27 protein-coding genes are annotated in these 23,224 nt (G+C 34.2%); 8 read left to right on the plus strand and 19 right to left on the minus strand.

The window, feature by feature from the left end:
• Positions 1-28: 28 nt before the first annotated feature.
• Positions 29-511 carry an SsrA-binding protein SmpB gene (gene smpB / locus H3T96_RS00445; RefSeq protein ID WP_065738534.1) on the minus strand — a complete coding sequence of 161 codons (483 nt, stop codon included), beginning with the start codon at positions 509-511 and terminating at the stop codon, positions 29-31.
• A 65-nt stretch (positions 512-576) separates the two neighbouring features.
• Between smpB and H3T96_RS00450 the strand changes: the two genes are divergently transcribed.
• Genes H3T96_RS00450 through H3T96_RS00470 form a run of 5 tightly spaced genes read left to right on the plus strand, consistent with a single transcriptional unit; the run spans position 577 to position 2,461 of the window.
• On the plus strand, positions 577-1,005 hold the full coding sequence (locus H3T96_RS00450; protein WP_039128162.1) for a type II toxin-antitoxin system RatA family toxin: 429 nt from the start codon (positions 577-579) through the stop codon (positions 1,003-1,005).
• 1 nt (position 1,006) lies between these two features.
• On the plus strand, positions 1,007-1,276 hold the full coding sequence (locus tag H3T96_RS00455; protein ID WP_144091301.1) for an RnfH family protein: 270 nt from the start codon (positions 1,007-1,009) through the stop codon (positions 1,274-1,276).
• A gap of 23 nt (positions 1,277-1,299) precedes the next feature.
• The gene (gene zur / locus H3T96_RS00460) at positions 1,300-1,734 is read left to right on the plus strand and encodes a zinc uptake transcriptional repressor Zur (RefSeq protein WP_025316323.1); all 435 of its coding nucleotides are present in this window, start codon (positions 1,300-1,302) and stop codon (positions 1,732-1,734) included.
• Positions 1,722-2,078 (plus strand): EamA family transporter, encoded by a 357-nt coding sequence (locus tag H3T96_RS00465; protein WP_039128145.1) that lies wholly within the window; start codon positions 1,722-1,724, stop codon positions 2,076-2,078. Before zur ends, H3T96_RS00465 begins: the two co-directional genes overlap by 13 nt.
• Positions 2,078-2,461 carry a multidrug efflux SMR transporter gene (locus tag H3T96_RS00470; protein WP_039128142.1) on the plus strand — a complete coding sequence of 128 codons (384 nt, stop codon included), beginning with the start codon at positions 2,078-2,080 and terminating at the stop codon, positions 2,459-2,461. The genes H3T96_RS00465 and H3T96_RS00470 overlap by 1 nt, the downstream gene beginning before the upstream one ends.
• Positions 2,462-2,610: 149 nt before the next feature.
• Here H3T96_RS00470 and H3T96_RS00475 read toward each other — a convergent pair whose 3' ends face one another.
• The 13 genes from H3T96_RS00475 to H3T96_RS00535 form a co-directional block, all read right to left on the minus strand.
• A complete protein-coding gene (locus H3T96_RS00475; protein ID WP_144091302.1) occupies positions 2,611-2,847 on the minus strand; it encodes a DUF4177 domain-containing protein in 237 nt (78 codons plus the stop codon).
• A gap of 364 nt (positions 2,848-3,211) precedes the next feature.
• The gene (mutT, locus tag H3T96_RS00480; RefSeq protein ID WP_144091303.1) at positions 3,212-3,616 is read right to left on the minus strand and encodes an 8-oxo-dGTP diphosphatase MutT; all 405 of its coding nucleotides are present in this window, start codon (positions 3,614-3,616) and stop codon (positions 3,212-3,214) included.
• A 117-nt stretch (positions 3,617-3,733) separates the two neighbouring features.
• Positions 3,734-6,466, minus strand: coding sequence for a preprotein translocase subunit SecA (gene secA, locus H3T96_RS00485; protein WP_086327331.1), 2,733 nt, complete (start codon positions 6,464-6,466; stop codon positions 3,734-3,736).
• Positions 6,467-6,547: 81 nt separating this feature from the next.
• Positions 6,548-6,892, minus strand: a complete 345-nt coding sequence (locus H3T96_RS00490) for a hypothetical protein (protein WP_086327330.1) — start codon at positions 6,890-6,892, stop codon at positions 6,548-6,550.
• 221 nt (positions 6,893-7,113) lie between these two features.
• A complete protein-coding gene (gene hxlB / locus H3T96_RS00495) occupies positions 7,114-7,653 on the minus strand; it encodes a 6-phospho-3-hexuloisomerase (protein ID WP_039128130.1) in 540 nt (179 codons plus the stop codon).
• Positions 7,654-7,667: 14 nt separating this feature from the next.
• A complete protein-coding gene (locus H3T96_RS00500) occupies positions 7,668-8,423 on the minus strand; it encodes an SDR family NAD(P)-dependent oxidoreductase (protein ID WP_039128127.1) in 756 nt (251 codons plus the stop codon).
• A 19-nt stretch (positions 8,424-8,442) separates the two neighbouring features.
• Complete coding sequence (gene rpe, locus H3T96_RS00505) at positions 8,443-9,099, minus strand: ribulose-phosphate 3-epimerase (RefSeq protein ID WP_144091304.1); 657 nt, start codon at positions 9,097-9,099, stop codon at positions 8,443-8,445.
• Between the two features lie 29 nt (positions 9,100-9,128).
• Positions 9,129-10,418, minus strand: a complete 1,290-nt coding sequence (locus tag H3T96_RS00510) for a PTS transporter subunit IIC (protein ID WP_198248556.1) — start codon at positions 10,416-10,418, stop codon at positions 9,129-9,131.
• Positions 10,419-10,429: 11 nt separating this feature from the next.
• Positions 10,430-10,732, minus strand: coding sequence for a PTS sugar transporter subunit IIB (locus H3T96_RS00515; RefSeq protein WP_144091305.1), 303 nt, complete (start codon positions 10,730-10,732; stop codon positions 10,430-10,432).
• Positions 10,733-10,805: 73 nt separating this feature from the next.
• Positions 10,806-11,255 carry a PTS sugar transporter subunit IIA gene (locus H3T96_RS00520; RefSeq protein ID WP_144091306.1) on the minus strand — a complete coding sequence of 150 codons (450 nt, stop codon included), beginning with the start codon at positions 11,253-11,255 and terminating at the stop codon, positions 10,806-10,808.
• 10 nt (positions 11,256-11,265) lie between these two features.
• Positions 11,266-11,550, minus strand: coding sequence for a PTS galactitol transporter subunit IIB (locus H3T96_RS00525; protein WP_039128115.1), 285 nt, complete (start codon positions 11,548-11,550; stop codon positions 11,266-11,268).
• Positions 11,547-12,914, minus strand: a complete 1,368-nt coding sequence (locus H3T96_RS00530) for a PTS galactitol transporter subunit IIC (RefSeq protein WP_039128113.1) — start codon at positions 12,912-12,914, stop codon at positions 11,547-11,549. Before H3T96_RS00530 ends, H3T96_RS00525 begins: the two co-directional genes overlap by 4 nt.
• A gap of 18 nt (positions 12,915-12,932) precedes the next feature.
• Positions 12,933-13,454 carry an RpiB/LacA/LacB family sugar-phosphate isomerase gene (locus tag H3T96_RS00535; RefSeq protein WP_039128110.1) on the minus strand — a complete coding sequence of 174 codons (522 nt, stop codon included), beginning with the start codon at positions 13,452-13,454 and terminating at the stop codon, positions 12,933-12,935.
• 287 nt (positions 13,455-13,741) lie between these two features.
• Here H3T96_RS00535 and H3T96_RS00540 point away from each other — a divergent pair, with 287 nt between their 5' ends.
• Positions 13,742-14,497: a DeoR/GlpR family DNA-binding transcription regulator gene (locus tag H3T96_RS00540; RefSeq protein ID WP_039128109.1), complete on the plus strand. Its 756-nt coding sequence runs from the start codon at positions 13,742-13,744 to the stop codon at positions 14,495-14,497.
• Between the two features lie 176 nt (positions 14,498-14,673).
• Here the strand turns inward: H3T96_RS00540 and H3T96_RS00545 are convergent, their stop codons facing one another.
• Both H3T96_RS00545 and H3T96_RS00550 read right to left on the minus strand, forming a co-directional pair.
• Positions 14,674-16,221 (minus strand): multicopper oxidase family protein, encoded by a 1,548-nt coding sequence (locus tag H3T96_RS00545; protein ID WP_198248557.1) that lies wholly within the window; start codon positions 16,219-16,221, stop codon positions 14,674-14,676.
• 134 nt (positions 16,222-16,355) lie between these two features.
• Complete coding sequence (locus H3T96_RS00550) at positions 16,356-16,730, minus strand: hypothetical protein (protein WP_039130146.1); 375 nt, start codon at positions 16,728-16,730, stop codon at positions 16,356-16,358.
• A gap of 668 nt (positions 16,731-17,398) precedes the next feature.
• On the opposite strand from H3T96_RS00550, the gene H3T96_RS00555 reads away from it, so the two are divergent.
• On the plus strand, positions 17,399-18,511 hold the full coding sequence (locus tag H3T96_RS00555) for an MJ1255/VC2487 family glycosyltransferase (RefSeq protein WP_198248558.1): 1,113 nt from the start codon (positions 17,399-17,401) through the stop codon (positions 18,509-18,511).
• 5 nt (positions 18,512-18,516) lie between these two features.
• Positions 18,517-19,017 carry a type 3 dihydrofolate reductase gene (folA, locus tag H3T96_RS00560; protein WP_144091307.1) on the plus strand — a complete coding sequence of 167 codons (501 nt, stop codon included), beginning with the start codon at positions 18,517-18,519 and terminating at the stop codon, positions 19,015-19,017.
• 45 nt (positions 19,018-19,062) lie between these two features.
• On the opposite strand, the gene relA is transcribed toward folA, so the two are convergent.
• From relA to coaD, 3 genes are read right to left on the minus strand one after another with little or no spacing between them, the layout of a single operon-like run.
• Positions 19,063-21,321, minus strand: a complete 2,259-nt coding sequence (gene relA, locus H3T96_RS00565) for a GTP diphosphokinase (RefSeq protein WP_086326505.1) — start codon at positions 21,319-21,321, stop codon at positions 19,063-19,065.
• 10 nt (positions 21,322-21,331) lie between these two features.
• Complete coding sequence (gene rlmD / locus H3T96_RS00570; RefSeq protein WP_144091308.1) at positions 21,332-22,660, minus strand: 23S rRNA (uracil(1939)-C(5))-methyltransferase RlmD; 1,329 nt, start codon at positions 22,658-22,660, stop codon at positions 21,332-21,334.
• A 17-nt stretch (positions 22,661-22,677) separates the two neighbouring features.
• Positions 22,678-23,166 carry a pantetheine-phosphate adenylyltransferase gene (coaD, locus tag H3T96_RS00575; protein WP_144091309.1) on the minus strand — a complete coding sequence of 163 codons (489 nt, stop codon included), beginning with the start codon at positions 23,164-23,166 and terminating at the stop codon, positions 22,678-22,680.
• Positions 23,167-23,224: the final 58 nt, after the last annotated feature.

Consider the following 23,224-nt stretch of genomic DNA (forward strand, 5'->3'; position numbering starts at 1 on the left):
GATCATTGATTGATGAATTACATAATGATTAACGATTAGCGTTTTTCATAATACGGGCTTTATCAACTTGCCATTGACGCTCTTTGATATCGGTGCGTTTATCGTACTCTTTTTTACCTTTAGCAACACCAATTTTTACTTTTGCCCAAGCATTTTTCCAATATAAAGAAAGGGCAACAACGGTATAACCTTGACGATTGATTTGACCAAATAATGAGTTAAGCTCACGTTCATTTAATAATAATTTTCGATTGCGCATAGGTTCACACACCACATGTGTTGACGCAACATTCAGCGGTGTAATCGTTGCACCAAATAACCATGCTTCACCATCTTTAAGTAATACATAACTATCACTAATATTGGCTTTACCTGCACGCAATGATTTTACTTCCCAGCCTTGCAGGGATAATCCTGCCTCAATTTCCTGTTCAATAAAGTACTCATGGCGTGCGCGTTTATTTAATGCTATAGTTGCCGAACCCGGCTTGTGTAATTTTTTCTTAGTCATAATGTGCGATATTATAAAGTTACGTGATACTATATGCCACTAATTTTAACTTTTATTTTATTATTATGGCACATGTTTTTCACGAGGTTATCGAGCCTTATTCAATTGAGCAAATGTTTGCTTTGGTCAATGATATTACTCTCTATCCAGAATTTGTACCTGATTGTATCGCAACTGGCATTATTAGAAAACAAGATAATTTAATGGCGGCATTTATTGAAGTTGAGAAATTAGGTTTTAAGAAATCTTTTACAACACTAAACAAAATTAATCAGCCTCATTCAATAGAAATGAGTTTGTTAGATGGCCCGTTTAAATATCTATCGGGAAAATGGCAGTTTACTTCATTAGGGGAAGATAAAAGTAAAATTAGTTTTGAGTTGAATTTTGAATTCAAAAATAAGTTACTTGATATTGCTTTCACTCCAGTATTTAAAGAGGTGATGGCGAATATGGTTAATGCATTTTCACAAAGAGCAAGGCAGATTTATTAAGATGAACAGTATTCAAATTGTTTATGCGCTACCTAATAATCCAACAATAATTAATTGTGATGTTGATGAGCAAATGAATGTCTTGCAAGCGATCACAAAATCCAATATCTTATCGATCTGTCAGATAAAATTAGATGAACACTTGATTGGTATTTATGGTAAACGTTGTGATCTTAATGATTTAGTGAAAAATGGCGATCGTATTGAAATCTATCGTCCATTAATTAATGACCCTAAAGAAATAAGACGAAGAAGAGCAGCAAAAAAATAATTTATTGAAGCAAAGGAAACAGAATGCATAATCTGCTAATTGAAAAAATTGAAACTTTATGCAAGAAGCGTGGTATTAAATTGACAACACAGCGTCGAACAGTGTTAGATATTATGCTGAAAGCAAATAAAGCAATGAGTGCATATGATCTTTTAGATTTGCTTAAGGTCAGTGAACCACAAGCAAAGCCGCCAACAATTTATCGTGCGTTAGAATTTTTGCTTGAACAAGGTTTTATCCATAAAGTTGAATCGTCGAATAGTTTTATTATTTGTCCACATTTTCATGATCCAGAGCATATTTCAATACTGTTTATTTGTGACAAGTGTCAACAGATCATTGAAAAACATTCTCAAGATATCGAAACACAACTTAAGCAATTAGCGCTACAAAGTGACTTTTTAATAAAACACAGTGTGCTTGAAATACATGGAATTTGTCAGCCATGTCAGCCTTAATTATTACTCTTTGGTTAGTAAATCTATTTTGTGATACTGTCGGACAAATTGCCTTTAAATATGCTGCAATAACTTCAAAACATCAACAAGGTTTACACTATTGGCAAAAATTGTTTGGTAATTTTTGGCTATGGTTAGGGTTTAGTACCTATTTTGTTGGCTTTATTTTTTGGCTGGCTTTTTTAAGTGAAGTTCCATTATCGCAAGGTATTCTATTAGGATCGTTTAATATCATCACAGTAATGGTTGCTGGGCGAATTTTATTCAAAGAACATCTAACAGCATTTCGTCTTATTGGTATATTTTTTATTACTTTCGGCGTGATATTAGTAGGACTTACCTAATGAAAAAATTTTATATCATCGGTTTTATCTTATTGTTATTTTTTGATACATTTGGTCAAACTACTTTCAAATTAACCGCATTATCAGCTTTACCATTTGAAATTAGTTTCGATTGGTTAATCCGTATTTTTAGTCATGGTTGGGCATATTTGGTCATTTTAGGCTATACAGGCGCATTTATGACTTGGATGGTTTTATTAAAAAAAGCGCCAGTAGGGCCAGCGTTTGCTGCTTCACATCTACAAGTAGTGACCGTTATGCTAGTTTCAGTGATCGTGTTTAATGAACAAATAACATTAACTCGTTTGTTGGGTGGGTTATGTATTATTATTGGTATTGTATTTTTGGCTTTGGCTGAGCAAAAATTACAATGCAAAAAATAAGTTTTTATACTGAAACGTATGCATTACCTGAAACTTTTTGACAAAAATTTTTCTTATTTACTTTTTTAGGTTAATTATTGACTCGATCTATTAATTATTAGGAATCAATAAAGTTAATAGAAATATTGATTCCTTTTTTAATGACTGGATTAGAAAAAGTTTGGTTTAATATTATCGTGTTCTCGTTCCAGTATAACTAAGTAAGCTTCTCTACGCCAAAATAGATATAAACGACGTATGTCTTTTTCCATCGTAACCACTCGCCAACCTTGAAGCGCATATTTATTTAAAAAATTAGAAAACTTTAAAGGATCAGCGTTAGCGGTACCTAAAAGTAATGAGGATAATGCATTTTCTTGATAAATTATTACTTTGTATTCTTTCATATAGTTAAACCTTAATTCCTTTTACAAAAATAGTCATTTTTTTGAATGCAATGTTAAAAAATAGGCAGAAATTATACCTTTTTTAACCAGTCAAACAAACAATTAAACTTACAATAATTAAAACTAACTAATTTAACGTAAGTTTTGTCAAAAAGTTTCAGGTAATGCATACGTTTCAGTATAAAAATTATAATTTAAATGAATATTAAGATAATTGGTAACGCTTATGACACCATTTGGCAAGAATTGATAAGTAAATTAAAGGGAATTAATAATTTAGCGTATTACTTTAATGTGACAAAAAACAAAAAGTACTCTAGCTTTAAAATATTTCAAAGCTATCTAAAGTGACCAGACAAATGAATTAAATCTGTTTATCTAAGTTTTTAAGCATTTCGATAATCGGTCTATTGGCATCAGGAAATTCGTCAGCATTAAGATCTTCTTGTGCAACCCAACGGCTAGGTTGGCCTTCTTTAGCAAATGGCACACCGTCCCATTCTTCAACAAGATAAGCATGAATGGTGATATCACGATCATCATAACTATGTTTAAAAACATTTAAAAATTGGGCTTGATGAATTTGGATATCAACTTCTTCCGCTATTTCACGTTGCAAGGTTTGAAATGGGGTCTCACCTACTTCAATCTTTCCACCTGGGAATTCCCAAAAACCAGCAAGATGGGAGTCTTCACCGCGTTGAGTTATAAAGATTTGACAATCTTGTGAACGAATAATACCTACAGCAATTTCAGTATGTTTTTCCATAATCCTGTCTATTTGTGATTAAAATCAGGGAAAGTTGGTACTTTCCCTAGTAATTTTAGTACCGAGTTTAATCGGTTATTTAATATCAATATTGCTTGATGATACTAAATTTTTGCCTTAGTGAACAGCACCATGACAATGTTTATATTTTTTACCTGAACCACAAGGACATGGGTCATTACGTCCCACTTTAGCTTGGTTTCTTACTATTGGTTGTGATAAAGTTCCTGCTGATTGTTCTTTACTTTCACTGCCCATATTTGTTACCTCTTCATGGTTGGCTTGTTGTTTTGCCATTAATTTTTCCATTTCGGCTAGACGTTGACGTTCAGCTTCATCAACTTCTTCTTGAGAACGAATCTGAACGCGACTTAATATCCCTATTACATCATATTTTAATGCTTCTAGCATACCAGCAAACATATTAAATGATTCACGTTTATATTCCTGTTTTGGATCTTTTTGTGCATAACCACGTAAATGAATACCTTGACGTAAATAATCCATTGCTGCTAGATGTTCTTTCCATAAAGTATCAATTGTTTGTAACATAACGCTTTTTTCAAAATGTCTAAATGCTTCAGAACCAGCATTATTTTCTTTTGCGATATAGGTATCTTGGGCTATTTGTAAAATACGTTCACGTAATGTTTCTTCATGAAGATTTTGTTCTTCATCTAGCCATTTAGCAATCGGTAAATCTAAATCAAAATCGCTTTTAAGTGCTGTTTCAAGCCCTGCAACATCCCACATTTCTTCAATGGATTGTGGCGGAATATATTGATCAATTAATGCATTAAAGACATCACTACGGATTGAATCAATCGTTTCTTTAATATCGGAGTTATCAAGTAATTCATTACGTTGACGATAAATAACTTTACGTTGATCGTTTGCAACATCATCGTATTCAAGTAACTGTTTACGAATATCAAAGTTTCGGCTTTCAACTTTCTTTTGAGCATTAGCAATAGCTTTGGTTACCCAAGGATGCTCAATAGCTTCACCTTCTTTCATACCTAGTTTACGCATCATGTTACCCACACGATCGGAAGCAAAAATTCGCATTAATGGATCTTCCAGTGATAGGTAAAAGCGTGATGCCCCTGGGTCACCTTGACGACCGGCACGGCCACGAAGTTGGTTATCTATTCGACGTGATTCATGACGTTCAGTACCTAAAATATAAAGTCCTCCAAGCGCAATCACTTCTTCGTGTTTTGCTTGCCATGCTTGTTTGGCTTTTTCGATATCTTCAGGAGTAGGCGCTTCAAGTTTTGCTATATCGCTTTGCCAGTTACCACCAAGCATAATATCGGTACCACGACCAGCCATGTTTGTAGCAATGGTTACTGCACCTTTACTACCTGCTTGAGCGATTATTTCTGCTTCTTGAGCATGGAATTTTGCGTTAAGTACGTTATGTTTGATACCTGCTTTTTTAAATGCGGATGACACTAATTCAGATTTTTCAATTGAAGCTGTACCAACTAAAACAGGTTGTCCACGTTCTACACAAGCTTGTACATCAGCCACAATCGCATTGATCTTCTCTTTTTCTGTCATATAAACAAGATCAGGTTGATCTTTACGTATCATTGGACGATTGGTTGGGATAACAATAGTATCTAAACCATAAATCTGATTGAATTCAAATGCTTCGGTGTCAGCAGTCCCTGTCATGCCAGCTAATTTTTCGTACAAACGGAAATAGTTTTGGAAAGTAATTGATGCTAATGTTTGGTTTTCATTTTGGATTTTAACATGCTCTTTAGCTTCAACGGCTTGATGCAAACCATCAGACCAACGTCGTCCATCCATTGTACGGCCAGTATGCTCATCAACAATAACAATTTCGTTATCTCTGACAATGTAATCCACATCTTTATGGAATAGGTGATGAGCACGTAATGCTGCATTGACATGATGCATTAATACAATATTACTTGGCGCATAAAGTGATTCGTCACCTTTCATAATTCCATTTTTAATAAGCAACTCTTCAACTTTCACTAATCCACGTTCAGTCAAATTGGCTTGACGTGTTTTTTCATCGATAGAAAAGTCACCATCACCCTGAAATTGATCGGAGTCTTCTTTTTCTTGTTGAATTAGATATGGAATGATTTTATTAACACTAACATATCGGTCAGAACTATCTTCAGCTTGCCCCGAAATGATAAGAGGTGTTCTTGCCTCATCAATTAAAATTGAGTCAACTTCATCGACTAAAGCATAATGCAGAGGGCGTTGTACACGAGAATCTTTAGTAAATACCATATTATCGCGCAAGTAGTCAAAGCCATATTCATTATTGGTACCGTAAGTAATATCGGCATTGTAAGCTTCACGTTTCATTTGAGGTGGCATATGAGGTAGATTGATGCCAACCGATAATCCTAAAAATTCGAATAATGGGCGATTATTTTCAGCATCACGCTGTGCTAAGTAATCATTTACTGTCACAACATGTACGCCTTTACCGGTTAACGCATTTAAATAGGCAGGTAAGGTTGCGGTTAAAGTTTTACCTTCACCGGTACGCATTTCAGCAATACAACGTTCATTTAATACCATACCACCAATAAGTTGTACGTCAAAATGGCGCATACCAAACACACGCTTACTTGCCTCACGTACAACTGCAAAGGCTTCTTCTAAAATATCATCTAACTTAGCACCTTCAGCGATTTTTTGTTTAAATTCTTTGGTTTTATCTTTTAGTTGTTCATCGGTTAACGCTTCAATTTGCGGTTCAAGTGCATTAATTCTTTCAACGCGTTTACGCATCATTTTTAATACGCGTTCATTTCGACTACCAAATACTTTGGTTAATAGATTTAATAACATGATTTTTCTCTTGTTTTTTTTAATAGGAATAGTAAGGCTTCTGCCTTTATAAAAATTTAATTTAATTGAGCAGTAAGCTCATTAAGCGGTAGTGTTAGGTCCAGCTCTTATGCCATTATTAGGTGATAATCGAATAATTGGATTTGGACTAACATCACGGTAATTTAATGGTGTAGTTAACCTATAACATTGCCCTTTTTGCGCTAAGACTAATGTTTGTGATGTTGTTGTTATCGGAGCTTGATGATCTTGTACAATTCGGGTAATGGTAATAATACCAACTTGGGACGCTGATGATTGCGCAGGTAAAGCGTTTTCTTGATATAATCCAAACCCAGCAGCAATCACACCTAATAATAAGTGCGATAAAGCCGTGTTAATAATCAAGCGTTTGCTGATTTTTTGCCAATAATTAATTATGATCATTTCGGCAGTATATTAGCATTTTTTGTCAAAATCAAAAACAATTATTACAACAAGTTAAGCGATTATTGTAGGCAATGAAATGATCAGCAAATAAAGTTAATAAGCCCGATTATAAATAAGAGGTAATTTATATAAATAAAGTAATATTTAACGAGGAATAGTATAAAATCCACCCATCAAAAAACTTATGATAAGTGGATTTAAATTGATCGAAACTTACGTTATTCTAAACTTGCATGGCGATGAGCCATATCATCATTACTATCTTTTTGGTTATTACTCATAGTAAGAATAACAGTATCAAAGATAATAAGTAACATCTGTTCGAAAAGGCTACCAAGTGGTTGTTGACTTACTTGTGATTGTGAATATTTAGTACCCGATTGTAACATAATGTCTGGTGATTGGATTTTGGCAAGAGTTGAATCAGGCGATGCACAGATAATAGCAAGATCAATACCTTGTTTGAGTGCTGATTTAGCCATTAAATTAACACTTTCAGTTTCACCTGAGGCTGATGCGACTATTAAAAGATCACCTTTTTGTACTGATGGTGTAGTTGTTTCACCAACTACAAAAGAGTTTAATCCAAGCTGCATCAGTCTCATTGCAAAAGCCTTTAACATAAGACCTGAACGTCCTGTACCATGGACAAAAATACGGTTATGCTGTTTTATTTTCTGGATTAAATTTGTGATGTTTTGGTCAGTTAATGTTTGAACAGAATGATTTAGTTCATTAATAATTAGTTGTGATTGCATTTTGCTTGCTCCTATTAAGCAATAGTTCTACCGCCATCAAGTAAAATAGTTTGTCCTTGAATATAAGAATTATCTTTATCTGCTAAGAATAAAGTTAAGTTAGCAACATCTTCGACAGTACCAAGACGTCTAACCGGTATTTTTTCCAACACGGCATCTAGACTTTCTTGAGTCGGGTAATTCACACGCATCATTTTTCCTGAGTCAATTAATCTTGGAGCAATTGAATTTACATTTACACCCTTTGGACCTAGTTCTTTGGCTAATCCTCGCATTAATCCTTCGCCTCCTGCTTTAGATGCAGGGTAAGACACACCACCACCAGTGCCACTTAAGGCTGAACCTGAACTGATATAAACAATTGAACCTTTATTGGTTAAAAAATCGTTATAGAAAGGTTTAACGGTATTAAATAGACCACTTAAATTGATATCTAATGTTTTTTGCCATTCTTCATAAGAGATATCATTAACTTTGTTAGCAAATGCAACACCAGCATTTAATACTAAAATATCAATACGTCCGAATTGTTTGAATGTTTCTTCTCGTACTTTTTCCATATCTTTCGCGTTTGATACATCAGCTTGAATAAATATTGACTGTTGCTGATAATCGCGAGTTATTTGTTCTGCCGTTTCAGTCCCTAATTCATAATTAAAATCGACAATAACTGTATTAGCTCCAGCTTTTGCAAATTTTTCAGCAATTGCTTTACCAATTCCATGTGCTGCACCAGTTACAAGTGCAACTTTTCCAGTGAAATTACTCATTTTTATCTCCTTATCTATATTATGCGGCTAATGAAACTCTTAACTTAGTAATGTTGTCTGTGATATTGCCATTGAATAAATATCCCCCAGAGACAAAAATATTTGCTCCAGCATCGCGACAATACTTAATGGTTTTGTCATCAATACTTCCGTCGACTTCGATATCAATATTGTAATTACTGACCAAAGATCTAACTCGTTTTATCTTATCCACTACGGACATTAAAAAATGTTGTCCTCCCTCACCAGGATTAACTGTCATAAGTAAAACCATATCAATATCATTTAAAAGATATTTTATATTTTCTTCGGAAGTGCCGGGATTAAGCACTATTCCAGCTTTTATTCCTGCCTTACGAATTTTCTGCAAACAACTTATGTGGCGATTAGTCGCTTCTTGATGAATTGTGATAATGTCTGCTCCGGCTGCAATGATACTGTCTAAATGCACTTCAGGTTTTTGCACCATTAGATGAACATCAAGTGGTAAATGTGTTAATTTTTTTAGAGCTTTAATGTGATCAGCCCCAAAGGCTATGCGTTCAACAAAATGCCCATCCATTACATCTACATGTAATAGTTCGACCTCATTTTTTTCTAGTTCTGTCAATTGTTGCTTTAACATACCTAAATCAGCAGCAAAAACAGATGGTGAGAGTTTAAATTTGTTTGCCATGTATTATTTCCTTATTCATAAAAATATATTTAAGAAAAAACTTCTATTAATCTATGTATTAATGAAACCAAAATGCTTCCTGGATTCCAGCCAAAATGACCACCATCGGTTACTGTGGCATTTGGATTTGTGGCGAAGATATCTAAGCCTGCATACTTCATCATCGCTGTTGCTTCTGGAGCAAAATAGTTAGCGCTAAAGCAGACAAAATACATGCAGATTATTGATAGTAAGGTGCTACGAAATACATTTCCCTTACTGGCTAAGACAATCATAGGTGTCAAATAACAAACTTGAGCGAGTAAACCTAAAGGAAAAAACGTCATATTAGGAATAAGGAAAGCAAATCCGATAACAAATGGTATAGTGATTGCGGTTACGGTAATACAAGCAGGATCGCCAAGTCCTAAGGCAATGTCCATGCCTATATAAAACTTACCATCACTACCACTAACATGTTTTTTGATAAATGTTGTTGCTGCATTACCTATTGGTGTTACGCCCTCCATCATAATTCCTACCATTCTTGGAATAAGTATCATGACTGCTGCAAATCCCATACAAATGGTGAGAATTGTTGGAATATTTTGTTGAGTTAATATGCCTAAAAATGCACCAACAAAAATACCAATAAAGGTAGGATCTCCAAAAATACCTAATTTACTTTCAATTTTATCCATATTTATTTCAAGATTTTTAATAAAAGGAATAAAATCAATTAGTTTATTTAAAAATACGGCAATTGGATAAATTAAAGCAACAAAAGCTAAAGTAGTGCATGTGGTTCCCTCTAAACCAAAATATTCCTCCCATTTAGGAGCAACCCATTTAGCACAAAATAATGTAATAACAGATAAGCCGATTGTGACTAAAACACCAATGAATATATTGTCAAATAGAGCAATGGCTAAAGCTCCCGGAATCATGAAGTGAATGAAGTTCCATACATCAACATTAATTACATTAACAACTTTTATTTTGATTAATAAAATATTTAATAAAATGATCAACGGAATACACAATACCACTGCTGGGATAGACCAAGCGGCACCACCGATTGCAGCAAATCCTACATCAATCGTTGTAAAACCTGACCCAAGCTTTTCATAATAGGCGATAACTGGGTTTATTGTTGCCATTAGTAGGTTAAGCACTAGTACTAAACCTTGAAAACCAATTCCAACGAGTAAACCTGATTTAATTGCTGAACCAATTCGCATACGGAAAAACAAACCTAGTAGCATGATAACTACGGGTAGCAATACTACTGCACCTAGTTTTGAAACGGTTTCAAAAAAAGTTTGTAATATATCCATCATAGTTATGCTCCTTATGCGTTAGATAAAATCTCTTGGCATAGTTGCAATAGTTTGTCTTTTACTAAATCAACGTTAACACCAGAAATAAGACCAAAAACACTCATATGTGGAATGGTTAATGCTTTTTTATAATTAGCGGTTGTGAGTACTAAATCAAAATTTTGCTGTTTACCCTCCAATTCTCCTAAAGTACATTTACTAATTTTTGCTGATATACCAGCTCTTTCTAATATATTTTTTACTGCATCAACAGCAACTGTTGACGTTGCTACACCACTTCCACAGGCAACAATGATATTTAATTGTTTGGACATAATTTTTCCTTTCATCTATTTTATTCATCAGTAATTTTTAAATTAGTGATGAATAAAAATTTAGTATAATTATCTATTTGTTTATATGCTGATTGATTAATTGTTCAACTTGTAAGCAGCTAAGGTTTTGACAGTTGTCAACGAAAATTTCATCTTGAAATAAAGCAAACAACCGCTGGAGTATCGTCAAGTGTTGATTACTGGTTGATAAAGCTAGGTTGAATATTAATTGACAACTGACTTTTAAATCAGAATCTTCCATTTGTCCAAACTCAACACCTTTAGAGGAACGAACTAAACTAATAGCATCAGACTTTACCAATTGATAATTTGCATGAGGTATAGCTATCCCTATTCCGTTACTCATAAGTAATCCTGTAGGATAATCTTTTTCACGATCAATACATGCAGTAATGTAATCAGCTTGGATATAATCTTTTTCTAACAAATAAGATCCTGATGCGTTAATTACTTCTTGATATGTTTTGATACTGTTATCTAAATCATGAACTAAAATATGCATAAACTACCTCTTATTTAGTAAGTTCTTTTTTTACCGCATCAAAAATTGCTTCTTCGCCAATACCGGTAAGCAAACCAGCACCAACAATTACTTTAGTTGTAATATCAGGATTATCGATTTTGGTTGATGACACGACTAAATCGTAGCCATTAAACGTATCAGCTGAACATGCCATGAGTGAGGATTTATCCACTTGTGCAACAATACTTTGTTCTTTCAGATAATCTTGTAAAATTGAAACCATAATTGATGATGAAGCAATTCCATTTCCACAAACCACTAAAACTTTTTTCATTTTGAGACCTCGCTATTAATGTTTGAATTTCTTTGTTTTTTCTTCAATAAATAACCTACTGATAGTAAAATCAGACCAATTAACGCATAACCTAGTATTCCTATGTGGCTAGTTGCGGCAAACAGTCCTGTAAATGGATTTGCAGATGGATTCAATGAGGTATACATCACAGAAGCATCAGGATTGGTTCCAAATTCTTGAAATACTTCATTTGTTGCAGGAGTCATCCACGAAGCGATATATAAACCACCGCCAAATAAAAAAATTGAAGTGATCCATGTACGAATGATATTGCCTTTAAATACTGGTACCATACAGGCAATAAAGAATACAAATTGAGATAAGTCACCTAATGGCATTACCTTATTACCGGGTAAAATTACGGCTAAGATGACAATGACTGGTATAAGCAATAATGCGGGTGCAATTACTGATGGGTTACCAACAATTAACGCAGTATCCATACCAACAGTAATATCACGATTTGGGAAGCGTTTAACTAGTTTTTTTCGAACTACATTTGATAACGGTACTAATCCTTCCATCATTATGGAAGTCATCCTTGGTAATAACAACATAACAGCTGCTAAATACATTCCCAATTGTAAGCTAGAAATGATAGTGTGATAGGGGCTTTGCCATGAATAACCACAAAAACCAAGTAAAACTCCAATAATAAAACCAACAATGGTTGGATCACCAAGTACACCAAAGCGTTTTTGAATTGTTTCTGCTGTAATACTCAGATTTTTAAAACCAGGAATACGGTCATAAACCCAATTGAAAGGGTAAGCAAAAATGAGATAAGTATTTGCTACTGGGTGAGAAATGGATACACCTTCGGGTAAATTATAAAACTGTTCATTATTTTTAGCGCCAATATCGGCCGCTATTAATGCCCAAATATGGAAGAGTGCTGCTGTTAATACTCCATATAGAAAACTTCCAGAGTAAACACCAACAATAGCCCCCATTGATGCATTTTGATGTAAATTGAACACATCAACATTAACGCAATCTGTTATTTTTAAAATAAGGAGTAGTACATTAACAAATACACATAATGGAATAATAATTGGTCCCATACTAGAACCGAATCCCATTACGGCAGTAGCAGCGCCTCCGACATCAATTGCACTAAGTGAAGATCCTGTACTTTCAGCAAGTCCAGTAACTGCAGGAGCCATCTTGTCTAGCATAAATTTAATTGTCATACTTAATGCTATAAAGCCAATACCAACTTTCATTGCAGAAGATATACATTCTGAAATAGGTCGACCAAGACCAGCCATGAGTATTAAAAAAATAATAGGGATAAAGATAAAATTACCTAAATCATTAATAAATTGCGTGATTAGTTCCATAAGATGCTCCTTTGTTACTTATTCATCAGCTCTAAAACCCATATTCCATGCAACATGCATAGGTTTGACTAATAGAGCATTGTCATTACGTTCTGCTTCTAATAAGTTTTTTTTCGAGTTTTCGCGAGCAGTAGTAAAATCAAAAGGTTCATCAAGCCAAGCGTCAATGATCATTTTTGTATACTCAAGCCCATTGACTCGGCAACCAATACCGATGATTTGCGCATTATTACTGAGTCTGGCTCGTTTGGCTGAATAAGGATTGGTTACTGCAGTGGCACGAATACCCCAATGTTTATTTGCTTGACAAGTAAAACCAATTCCAGTTCCACAGATATAAATACCTAAACGGCAAATATCTTTTTGAATCAGCACTGACATTTCATCTGCCAATTTGGCGAATGTATTGACACCATCATCCTTGACCTTTACTGGGTCATAAACGACCTCAGCATTTTTTTCATCAATTAAGTATTGTTTAATGGCTTGTTTATATTCAAATCCCAGATCATCGCATGCGATAGCAATTTTTGTTTTCATCAGTTTTCCTCATTTAGATTTAGTAACCAACTTTATAGTTGGTTTTTATTGGTAAGTCAATGTGATCTGCGTCACAAAAATAATAAGATTATGTTTTTTATGTAATTAAAAACCAATTTATACCAATTTTGTGTTGGTATTTAATATTAAGTCAATTGGTTTTTTTAGAAAAGTAGTTAAGATAAATGAGGAATAAGTTAGATTCTGTTGTAAAATATCGGCAAAAATAAAAAAGATAACTATTAATAACACCAATACCCATACTAAAATAATTGAGATTGTTAACTATGCACTTAATGAATGAGAGAAGAGAATTAATTTTAGAAGAGTTGATTACAGCGGGAACTGTGTATGTAAGTGAACTAGCTCGTAAATATCAAGTAACTTATGAAACTATTCGCAAAGATCTATCTCAATTAGAAAAAAAAGGATTTTTAGTTAAATGTCATGGCGGTGCAACGCTTAAACAAGGTGCTATTGAGAATCCATTCAAAATTAGAGAAAAAGAAAATGCAAGCTTAAAAAAGAGTATCGCACAAAAAGCATTAACGCTTCTTCCAGATAATTGCTCAATAATTATCGGTACAGGAAGTACAGCATTAGAACTAGCTAAATTATTAGTGTATCGCTCTGGTTTCAAAATTTTCACGGACTCTCTACCTGTAGCTAACATATTGATTTCGTCAGAAAATCAAGTGTTTTTATTTGGTGGTGAATTACGTGACAAAAGTTCATCTGTATTTGGAGGTTGGGCGCTATCAATGATCAACGAAATCCAAGTTGATGTCTGCTTTTTAGGAACTGATGGCTTTAGCAATTTAAACGGCCCTTCTAGTCCTTCGTCTTCAGATGCCTACATAGATAAAGTGATCATTGCACATTCGGATAAAAGATATATTTTAGGTGACTATACTAAATTCAGTCGTAAAAGCTTATATAAAATTTGTGATTGGGGTGAAATTACCGCGTTAATTACTAATGATATGGCAGACGCCTCACAAGTTATGGAGTTAGAAAAGCAGACACGTGTGATTTTGTGCTAGCAAAATATTGTTGTTTGATAGGTTAATCGCCTTATTTTAAATGTTACTTTCTTAAACTGAATTACTCAATATTCTAAACCTTAAACTTTGTTTATTGTTTTTCTTTATCAACAAAATATCCCACCTCTAATTTTAATAAATAATGGTTAAAAAAAGAGGGGGGAAAGTTGATTAAATTATTTCACCATTAATTGACCCATCATACCCAGTGTTTCATGTTCAACTATGTGGCAATGATACATGCGTAATCCTGGCATATTTTGTTGAATTTTTATGGTGATTTTTTCATGTGGGCGCAGATTAATGGTATCTTTTAATGCTGCATATTTAGGTGGATTCTTTTTACCATTTAATTCATGTGAAACGACGGTAAACTGTGCTCCATGTATATGAAAGTTATGATCCATGTGAGAGTTATTAAAAATTGTCCATTCTTCAACTTCATGAATTTTACTTTCTAAATCAATTCGTTGCATATCATGGCGTTTGCCGTTTATTAAAAATAGCATCCCTCCTCGAGGTTCTTTTACATCCATAACTTCGGTATATTCAAGTGTTTTATGGGCAGTTGCTTGCCCTAATTTTGGCAATTCTCGTAACATTGACGGTAAGGTTATAGGGGAGGATTCTGTCAAAGCTAATTCACCAAGTATGATATCTTGCTCTGGGGGGACATTGCCCATTTTTCCACGATGGTATCCAATTGATTGTAAATATACTGTACCCGATTGTTTAGGAACAATAACCAATTCAGCGCGTTCAGCTGGTGATAATAATAGCGGTGAATTTAGTTGAACAGGTTTAGGCATCAATCCTCCATCTGTGCCAACCAAGTAAACATCGCAACCAGGAATTGATAAATTAAGATAACGGCCAGAACACGCATTCCAAATACGCACTCTAGTTGCACTTTTTACGGTAATTTTAGGACGATAAGCACCATTAATTAATACAAATTGACCTTCGCGTCCATTCATCCAATCGACCATTGAATTATCGGCAATTTCTCCTTTATCGGTTAATTTTAAATCAGAAAAGAACCAGTTTTGTTCAGGAAAAGAGGCAAGTGGATCTTTTTTACTGCGTACAATAAACATTCCAGCTAATCCTCTTGCAATCTGTTCGGAAACGGTTTCATGCCCATGTGGATGGTACCAATATGTACCTGCATTGCCTTCTGGAATAGTAAATTCATAAGTTCGGCTACTGCCAGCAGGGATTTCGTCTTGTGGATTACCATCTTGATTGGATGGAATGAGTAAACCATGCCAATGTACCGTTGTGGCTTGCGGTATACTGTTTTTGACGGTTATTTTAACTTTATCGCCTTCGAAAGCTTCAATCGCAGGACCCGGAATAGTGCCATTATATGCCCAAAATTCTGTTGTTAATTGTGGTGTTAATTTTATTTTAACAGGTTTTGCTTCCAGATTTGCTTCGAATGTTCCTGGCTGGTCACTGGTATTTTTTAAACGAACTAACTCTGGTAAATCTTGACCTTGTGGTAATGCTGAAGTAGGTAAAAGTTTTTGTGGCTTTTTGTTATGACTCATGTTCATATTCATATGTTCGTGGTGCATTCTATCCCCCTTTAGACATTCATCAGAATTTGTTTCACACATGGTATTACTCATCGCAGAGTGATCCATTTTGGCAAAGGCTTTGGTAACGGCTAAACCACTTATAGCTGCAGTAAGATTTAATAAAAAAATTCGACGCTTCATAATATTCCTTTCATCATTTTTAAGAAAAACAAGGACTGTTTCGTTATTAACGATAGAATTAATAACCAAAAACAGTCACTTTTGTGATAATTGCTTAAACTAATTTTTGTTGCCAATGCAACTGAATCATTTAATTAAGCAACTTTTGGTGGTTTTAATTCAGGAATAAATTCTTTAAATTGTGGAGCAAAGTTATATGAAAGATATTGTTCACGGTGTGGTGAAAACTCAACATTCAATACAATATTTGGTATTAGCGTATTACAGAGTGAACAATGGTTAAAGACAGTACAATTTGATAAACATTCTGATTTTTTTGTTAAAAGATAACAACTATCATGGTTATTACTGACTTTTAACTTGGATGAGCTATGTTGTGAAACCACAGCAACAGGCAAAGATGAATTTATGATGATAGATAAATGTCTTATAGAATAAACAAATAGAAATAAAATTATTGCTACTATTGCAATAATATAGGTTTGTTTATGGATGAATCTTAATGACATGTAAAATCTCACCATTCATCAAGTGGATAATATATAAACTTATTTTACTTAAAAAAGCATCAGATTTATACCATTTTTACATATATTGAAAATGGTAATGACTCATAAAAAATAAAAATCCAATATATTTAAAATATTAATTGCAGTTTAGGATGAGCAGTTATTAACATTATCCATACAGAAAACCATTATTAAGTGCGGAATCATTTATCAATGATCAACTATTTTTACAATCATTTGTATCGCATTGAAATTTATTTCATAGATTTGATGAGTTTGGGTTGTTAAATAATTTAATCTAAAAATTATGCTAACCAATAAACTTTCATTAAACTGCAATCTTTTTTAATAAGATAATTGTTATTAATAACTGAAATAAATAATCGTATTTGTAAGGAAAAAACTGATTCATTTTTTTAAATGTTTCAATTGGTTTGTTGATTGTTATCGAAATGAATTAATGGATTTTTCATTAGTAAGAATGAATTTTAAAAGTTGTTATTTATAACAAAAAGAGGTGACTTATCACCACTAAATATTTATCAGTTAATTGATTTATAAATAAATTTTACAAATGTTTTTTGATATTTTTAATCAAAATTACTATTAATAGTTATTGATTATAATTATTTGCACTATCTGCTTAAAATAATGGAGCTAATAATTAAGTGTTCTGTTATTATATTCGCCAATTACAATCATCAAAAAATATTGATATGAAAATTCTCTTTGGCGTTCAAGGAACAGGAAATGGCCATGTCAGTCGTTGTAGAACGTTAGCAAAAGCTTTAAAAGTAGCTGGTGCTGATGTTGACTATATTTTCAGCGGCCGTGATCCTAAAGACTATTTTGATATGCAAGCCTTTGGCAACTATACTACTTATCGTGGTGTCTCTTTTGCAACACTGAATGGTAAAATCAACTTTCGTAAAACGGTACAACGAATTCGAGCTTTTCGACTCGTAAAAGATGTGCGTGAACTCGATTTATCAAAATATGATTGTATTATTAGTGATTTTGAGCCAGTTAGTGCATGGGCTGCTCACTATCAGCATCGAAACTGCTTAGGCATCAGTAATCAAGCTGTATGCCAATATCTCAAGCCTAAAGAATATGGGTTGATAGCGAATGTGATTATGAAGTATTATGCGCCTGTCACTAATCCTATTGGCTTACATTGGTTTCATTTTGGGTATAAATTGATTCCTCCAATGATTGACACCTTTGACGTTACACCTACCGAAGATGGAAATATCATTGTTTATTTGCCATTTGAGGCATTAGATGAAATTACACAATTGTTACAACAATTCCCAGATCATCAATTTATCTGTTTTCATCCAGATATAAAACAACTGTCTCAACAGAAAAATATCACTTTTCAACCTCTTGGTCGTGATAACTTTACCCATGCTTTAGTAAGTTGTTCTGGTATTATTACCAACACTGGTTTTGCCTTAATTTCTGAAGCTTTAGTTTTAGGTAAAAAGATTTTAACTAAGCCTGTATCAGGGCAATTTGAGCAAATCTATAATGCACAGTGTTTACACACTTTAGATATGGCAACTGTTATGGAGAACCTGAATAGTATCAAACTTAAGTATTGGTTGAGCTTATCTTCTCCTAAACCAACAATATATCCTGATGTAGCAACTGAATTAGCAAATTGGATAGTTTCCGGACAGACAGAGCCTTTACTTTCTCTAAGCCGTAGGCTTTGGAGTCAAACTATTTTTCCAGAAAATGTAAATCAACGAATTAAATCTTTGGGATACGTGTAATTACTATGATTTTAAGTGTTATTGTTGCTATGGCACATAATCGTGTTATTGGCCTAAATAATCAAATGCCTTGGCATTTACCTGCTGATTTAGCATGGTTTAAAAAAAACACGCTCAATAAGCCTGTTATTATGGGGCGAAAAACGTTTGAATCAATTGGTAGACCACTTCCTAATCGTCACAACATTGTTATTTCAAGACAAATAGAGCCAAGTGATAATAAAATTTCTAATGTAAGCAGGGTAAAATCGATTGATGAGGCAATATCCCTTGCCCAAGCGCAACAACCTGATGAAGTTTTTATTATTGGCGGAGGTAATATTTATCAGCAAATCTTGCCATTAATTGATCGGCTCTATTTAACGCATATTGATGCTGAATTGCAAGGGGATACCTATTTCCCCGATTATTTACCCGAGCAATGGCAGGTAATTTATCAAGAAGATCACCAAGCTGATGAAAAAAATAGCTATCCATATCAATTTGAAATTTTACAACGAAAATAACGTGTAATGCATTATCGCCACTTAAGCGTGGCGATTGATTAGTTGTTAGCTTTGGAAACGTTTGGCTTCAATAACATCAGGTAGTTGCTTAATTTTATTGAGTATACGATTTAAAGAATCCTGATCAAAGATTTCCATATCTACCTCAATGGTCGCTAATTGTTGCTTCATATCAGAACGGCTTATTAGGCCAAGCACATTAACTTTTTCGTTAGCCAATATGGTGGTGATGTCTCGTAATAAACCGCTGCGATCATTGGCAACAATTTGGGTAACCATGGTATAACCTGAGTGAGTATTATCATTCCAAACGGCGTTAGTGATGCGTTCAGGAGCATGATTTTTTAATTCTTGTAACTGTTCGCAATCTGCCCGGTGGATTGAAATGCCGCGTCCTTGCGTTACAAAACCAGCAATAGGATCACCAGGGATAGGGCGACAGCAATTAGCAATGGTGTACATTAAGTTGCCGACACCTTCAATAATGATTTCACTGCCTTTTTTATTACCCGCTTTGTTGTTATTCTTAGCTTGTGTAGTTGATTTTTGGGCAATTTGTTTTAAGACAGCCTCATCTTCTTGTTCCGCCGTCGGTTTATTAAATTGAGCATTAATAAAATTAACTAACTGGTTAATTCTAATATCACCACTGCCAATACCTGCAAGTACTTCGTCAAATGAGTGGGCATTGTATTTATTGATGAGTATTTTTTCGACACTTTTTAAAGTAATATTTAACGGCTCAAGTTCACTTTGTAAAATTTGCTCGCCGGTGGCAATATTTTTATCGCGATCTTGTTTTTTAAACCATGCCTGAATTTTAGCTCTGGCACGACTGCTGTTAACAAATCCTGTATTTGGATTCAGCCAATCGCGACTTGGATTAGGTTGCTTTTGGGTAATAACTTCAACTTGGTCGCCCATTTTTAAATTGTAGGTAAAAGGTACAATGCGACCACCTACTTTTGCACCAATACAACGGTGCCCGACATCACTGTGGATATGATAAGCAAAATCAAGCGGAGTTGAACCAGCGGGTAAATCCACGACATCGCCTTTCGGTGTAAAAACATAGACTCGATCATCAAAAATTTGGCTGCGTACGGCTTCTTGAATTTCACCACTTTCAGACATCTCTTGTTGCCAAGTTAGAAGTTTACGTAACCAAGAAATTCGCTGATCATAAGCAGTCATTTTATCGGTACTGCCTTCTTTATATTTCCAATGCGCAGCAACACCTAGCTCTGCGTCATTGTGCATTTGTTCTGTTCGGATTTGAATTTCAATCGTTTTATGTTGTGGTCCATAAACAACCGTATGAATGGATTGATAACCATTGGGTTTAGGATTGGCAACATAGTCGTCAAACTCTTTGGCGATATGTTTATAATGGCTATGAACGATACCTAAAGCGTTATAACAATCTTCAATACGATCGCAAATAATCCTTACTGCACGAATATCATAAAGATCCTCAAATTGCAGATGCTTACGCTCCATTTTGCGCCAGATACTATAAATGTGTTTAGGGCGACCATAGACTTCTGCACGAATATGATCTTTATTCATTAAATCTTGTAGATGTTCAACAAATTGATCAATATACAGTTCACGATCTAAGCGCTTTTCATGTAGCTTTTTAGCGATAAGACGATATTCATCAGGATATAAGTAACGGAAACAAAAATCTTCAAGCTCCCATTTGAGTTGACCAATACCTAGACGATTTGCAAGTGGTGCATAGATATTAAAGCACTCTTTAGCCGCTAAAACCTGCTCTTCTTGTGGTGCTGAGATTAAATCTCGTAAATAAGTAATGCGTTCAGCTAATTTAATGACGACACTACGAAAATCATTGACCATAGCTAATAACATGCGACGAATACTATCAATTTGTTCCGTTGTCGCACTGCCATTACGAATTGCTCGTAAATGGCGAATTTCTTTCATTCTTACGATGCTGGAAATGATATTTGAAATTTCGCGATCGAAATCTTCAGGAATATCTTCTCGACGAATAATTTTGGTATCAACAAAAGGAAGTAATAACGCAGCACATAGACTATTAATATCCATATTGAGCGTTGATAAAATTTCGACCATTTCAATCGCATTTTGGAAGCAGTGGATCTGTTCTGGCGCACCAGCACTGTTTTCAAAACAAAAATCCCAAACTTCTTTGAACTTTTTATAAGAGGTCGGATTGGTTAATAATAATTCTTGACTGGTCCATCTTTCAATATCAAATTGTGCAAGAGAATAATGCTCTTCACTGTGTTGATGGGCTCCTCTAACTGATACCATAATTACTATCCTACTTCGTTAGCAGCAACATTGATTCAATGTGCTTAGTTTGCGGAAACATATCCAAAATAGCAACTTGAGCAATTGTATATCCTTTATCGATAAATTGCTTACAGTCTCTTGCTAGAGTAGCAGGGTTGCACGAGATGTAAACAATCTTTTCGGGTGCTATCTTCACAATTTCTGCTGCAGCATTATAAGCGCCGGCTCTTGCAGGATCTAATAATACTTTTTCAAATGTAGCATGATTCCATGTGTTAAATTGCTGTTTATCATCTAAATTATTGATTAAAAAATGTGTTTTAGCACAAATTTTTTTGTTATTTAATTGTGCATTGAATTTGGCTTTTTCAACCAGTGCACCGATGCCTTCAATCCCAGTAACCGATTTGCTTAATGTTGCCATTGGCAATGAAAAATTACCCATTCCACAAAATAGATCTAATACATTATCTGTTGGTTTTAATGTTAACCATTCCAAAGCTTGATTAATCATTTTTTGATTAATTTTGCTGTTTACTTGAATAAAATCAAGTGGGCTAAAGGTTAACTTTAAATGATTAATTAAATAATAGTGTTCTTTGTTTCCAGTAATATGGACTAACTCTTCACCATAAAAATAGAGTGAAATGTTCTGTTCTTGGGCAAACTGTTTCAATAACTCGGTATCTTGAGATGTCATTGGCAAGGTATGCCTTAATACAATAATCACACCACTATCAACGGCGATTAATTCAATGTGGCCGAGTGCTTTTTTTAGAGTAATTTGGCGTAAGCAATTTTGTAATGGAGTAAGTAATAAATCTAATTGTTCAACTAATATCGGACAATGCGCAATATTGATTATTTGACTTGATTCTGCTTGACGAAATCCAATAAATAATTCACCTTTAACTAGATTGATTGCTAATCTTGCTCGCCTGCGATAATGGTAAGGTTGATCTGCAATAATTTGGGGTGAATCTTTAATAACACTAGCTAAATTTTGTCCACTTTCTTTTTGTAATAAGTTAATAAGCGCCGAGTATTTGGCTTGCTGTTGTAAATGTGATGAGATATGTTGTAGTTCACAACCTCCACATTTTTGATAATATTCACATTGAGGTTTAACCCGTTCGTTACTTTGATTGTAATATTTTATGACGGTCGCTTTTGCGTAATTTTTTTTATCTTCGGTCAACTTAATATCAACGGTTTCATCAGGCAAGGCTGACTTGATAAAAATTGTTTTTCCGTTATGGCTAGCAACGCCTTGTCCAAAGGCATCAAGCGAAGAAACGGTAACGGTCAATTTTTGTGAGGTGAGCTTTTTTTTAGGTGGGGTGTAAAATTTAACCATAATCGTAAGTTTAAAATCTAAGTAAGTCTTTGTAACAATTCTTTTTTAACATGGACAGGCACTAAATTGGTAATATTGCCACCATGGTAAGCCACATCTTTAACAATAGTTGATGAAATAAAGCCCATTGCAATTGATGGCATCAAAAATATAGTATCTAAATCTGGCTTTAATGCGCGATTCATTTCAGCTAATTGCCTTTCATATTCAAAATCATGCGTTGTACGTACACCGCGAACAATTACGGTCGCATTATGTGTTTGAGCAAAATTAGCCATTAAATTATCGAAACCAATCACTTCAACATTTAATAGATGTTCAACCGCAGTTGAAGCTAAATTAACCCGTTCTTCTAAGGTGAAAAGGGTATTTTTATTAGGGTTTTCTGCAACTGCAACAATTAAACGAGGAAAAAGTAATGATGCTCGAGTAATGAGATCAATATGCCCATTAGTAATTGGATCAAAAGTTCCAGGAAAGATAGCGGTTAAAGTTTTGCTTTTCATTTATTAGTTTATCCATTAGCAAAGATATGAATATCATACCTAATTTTAGCTTGGATTG

The organism is Gilliamella sp. W8136, assembly GCF_016101285.1.
Classification (GTDB): Bacteria; Pseudomonadota; Gammaproteobacteria; order Enterobacterales; family Orbaceae; genus Gilliamella; species Gilliamella apicola_N.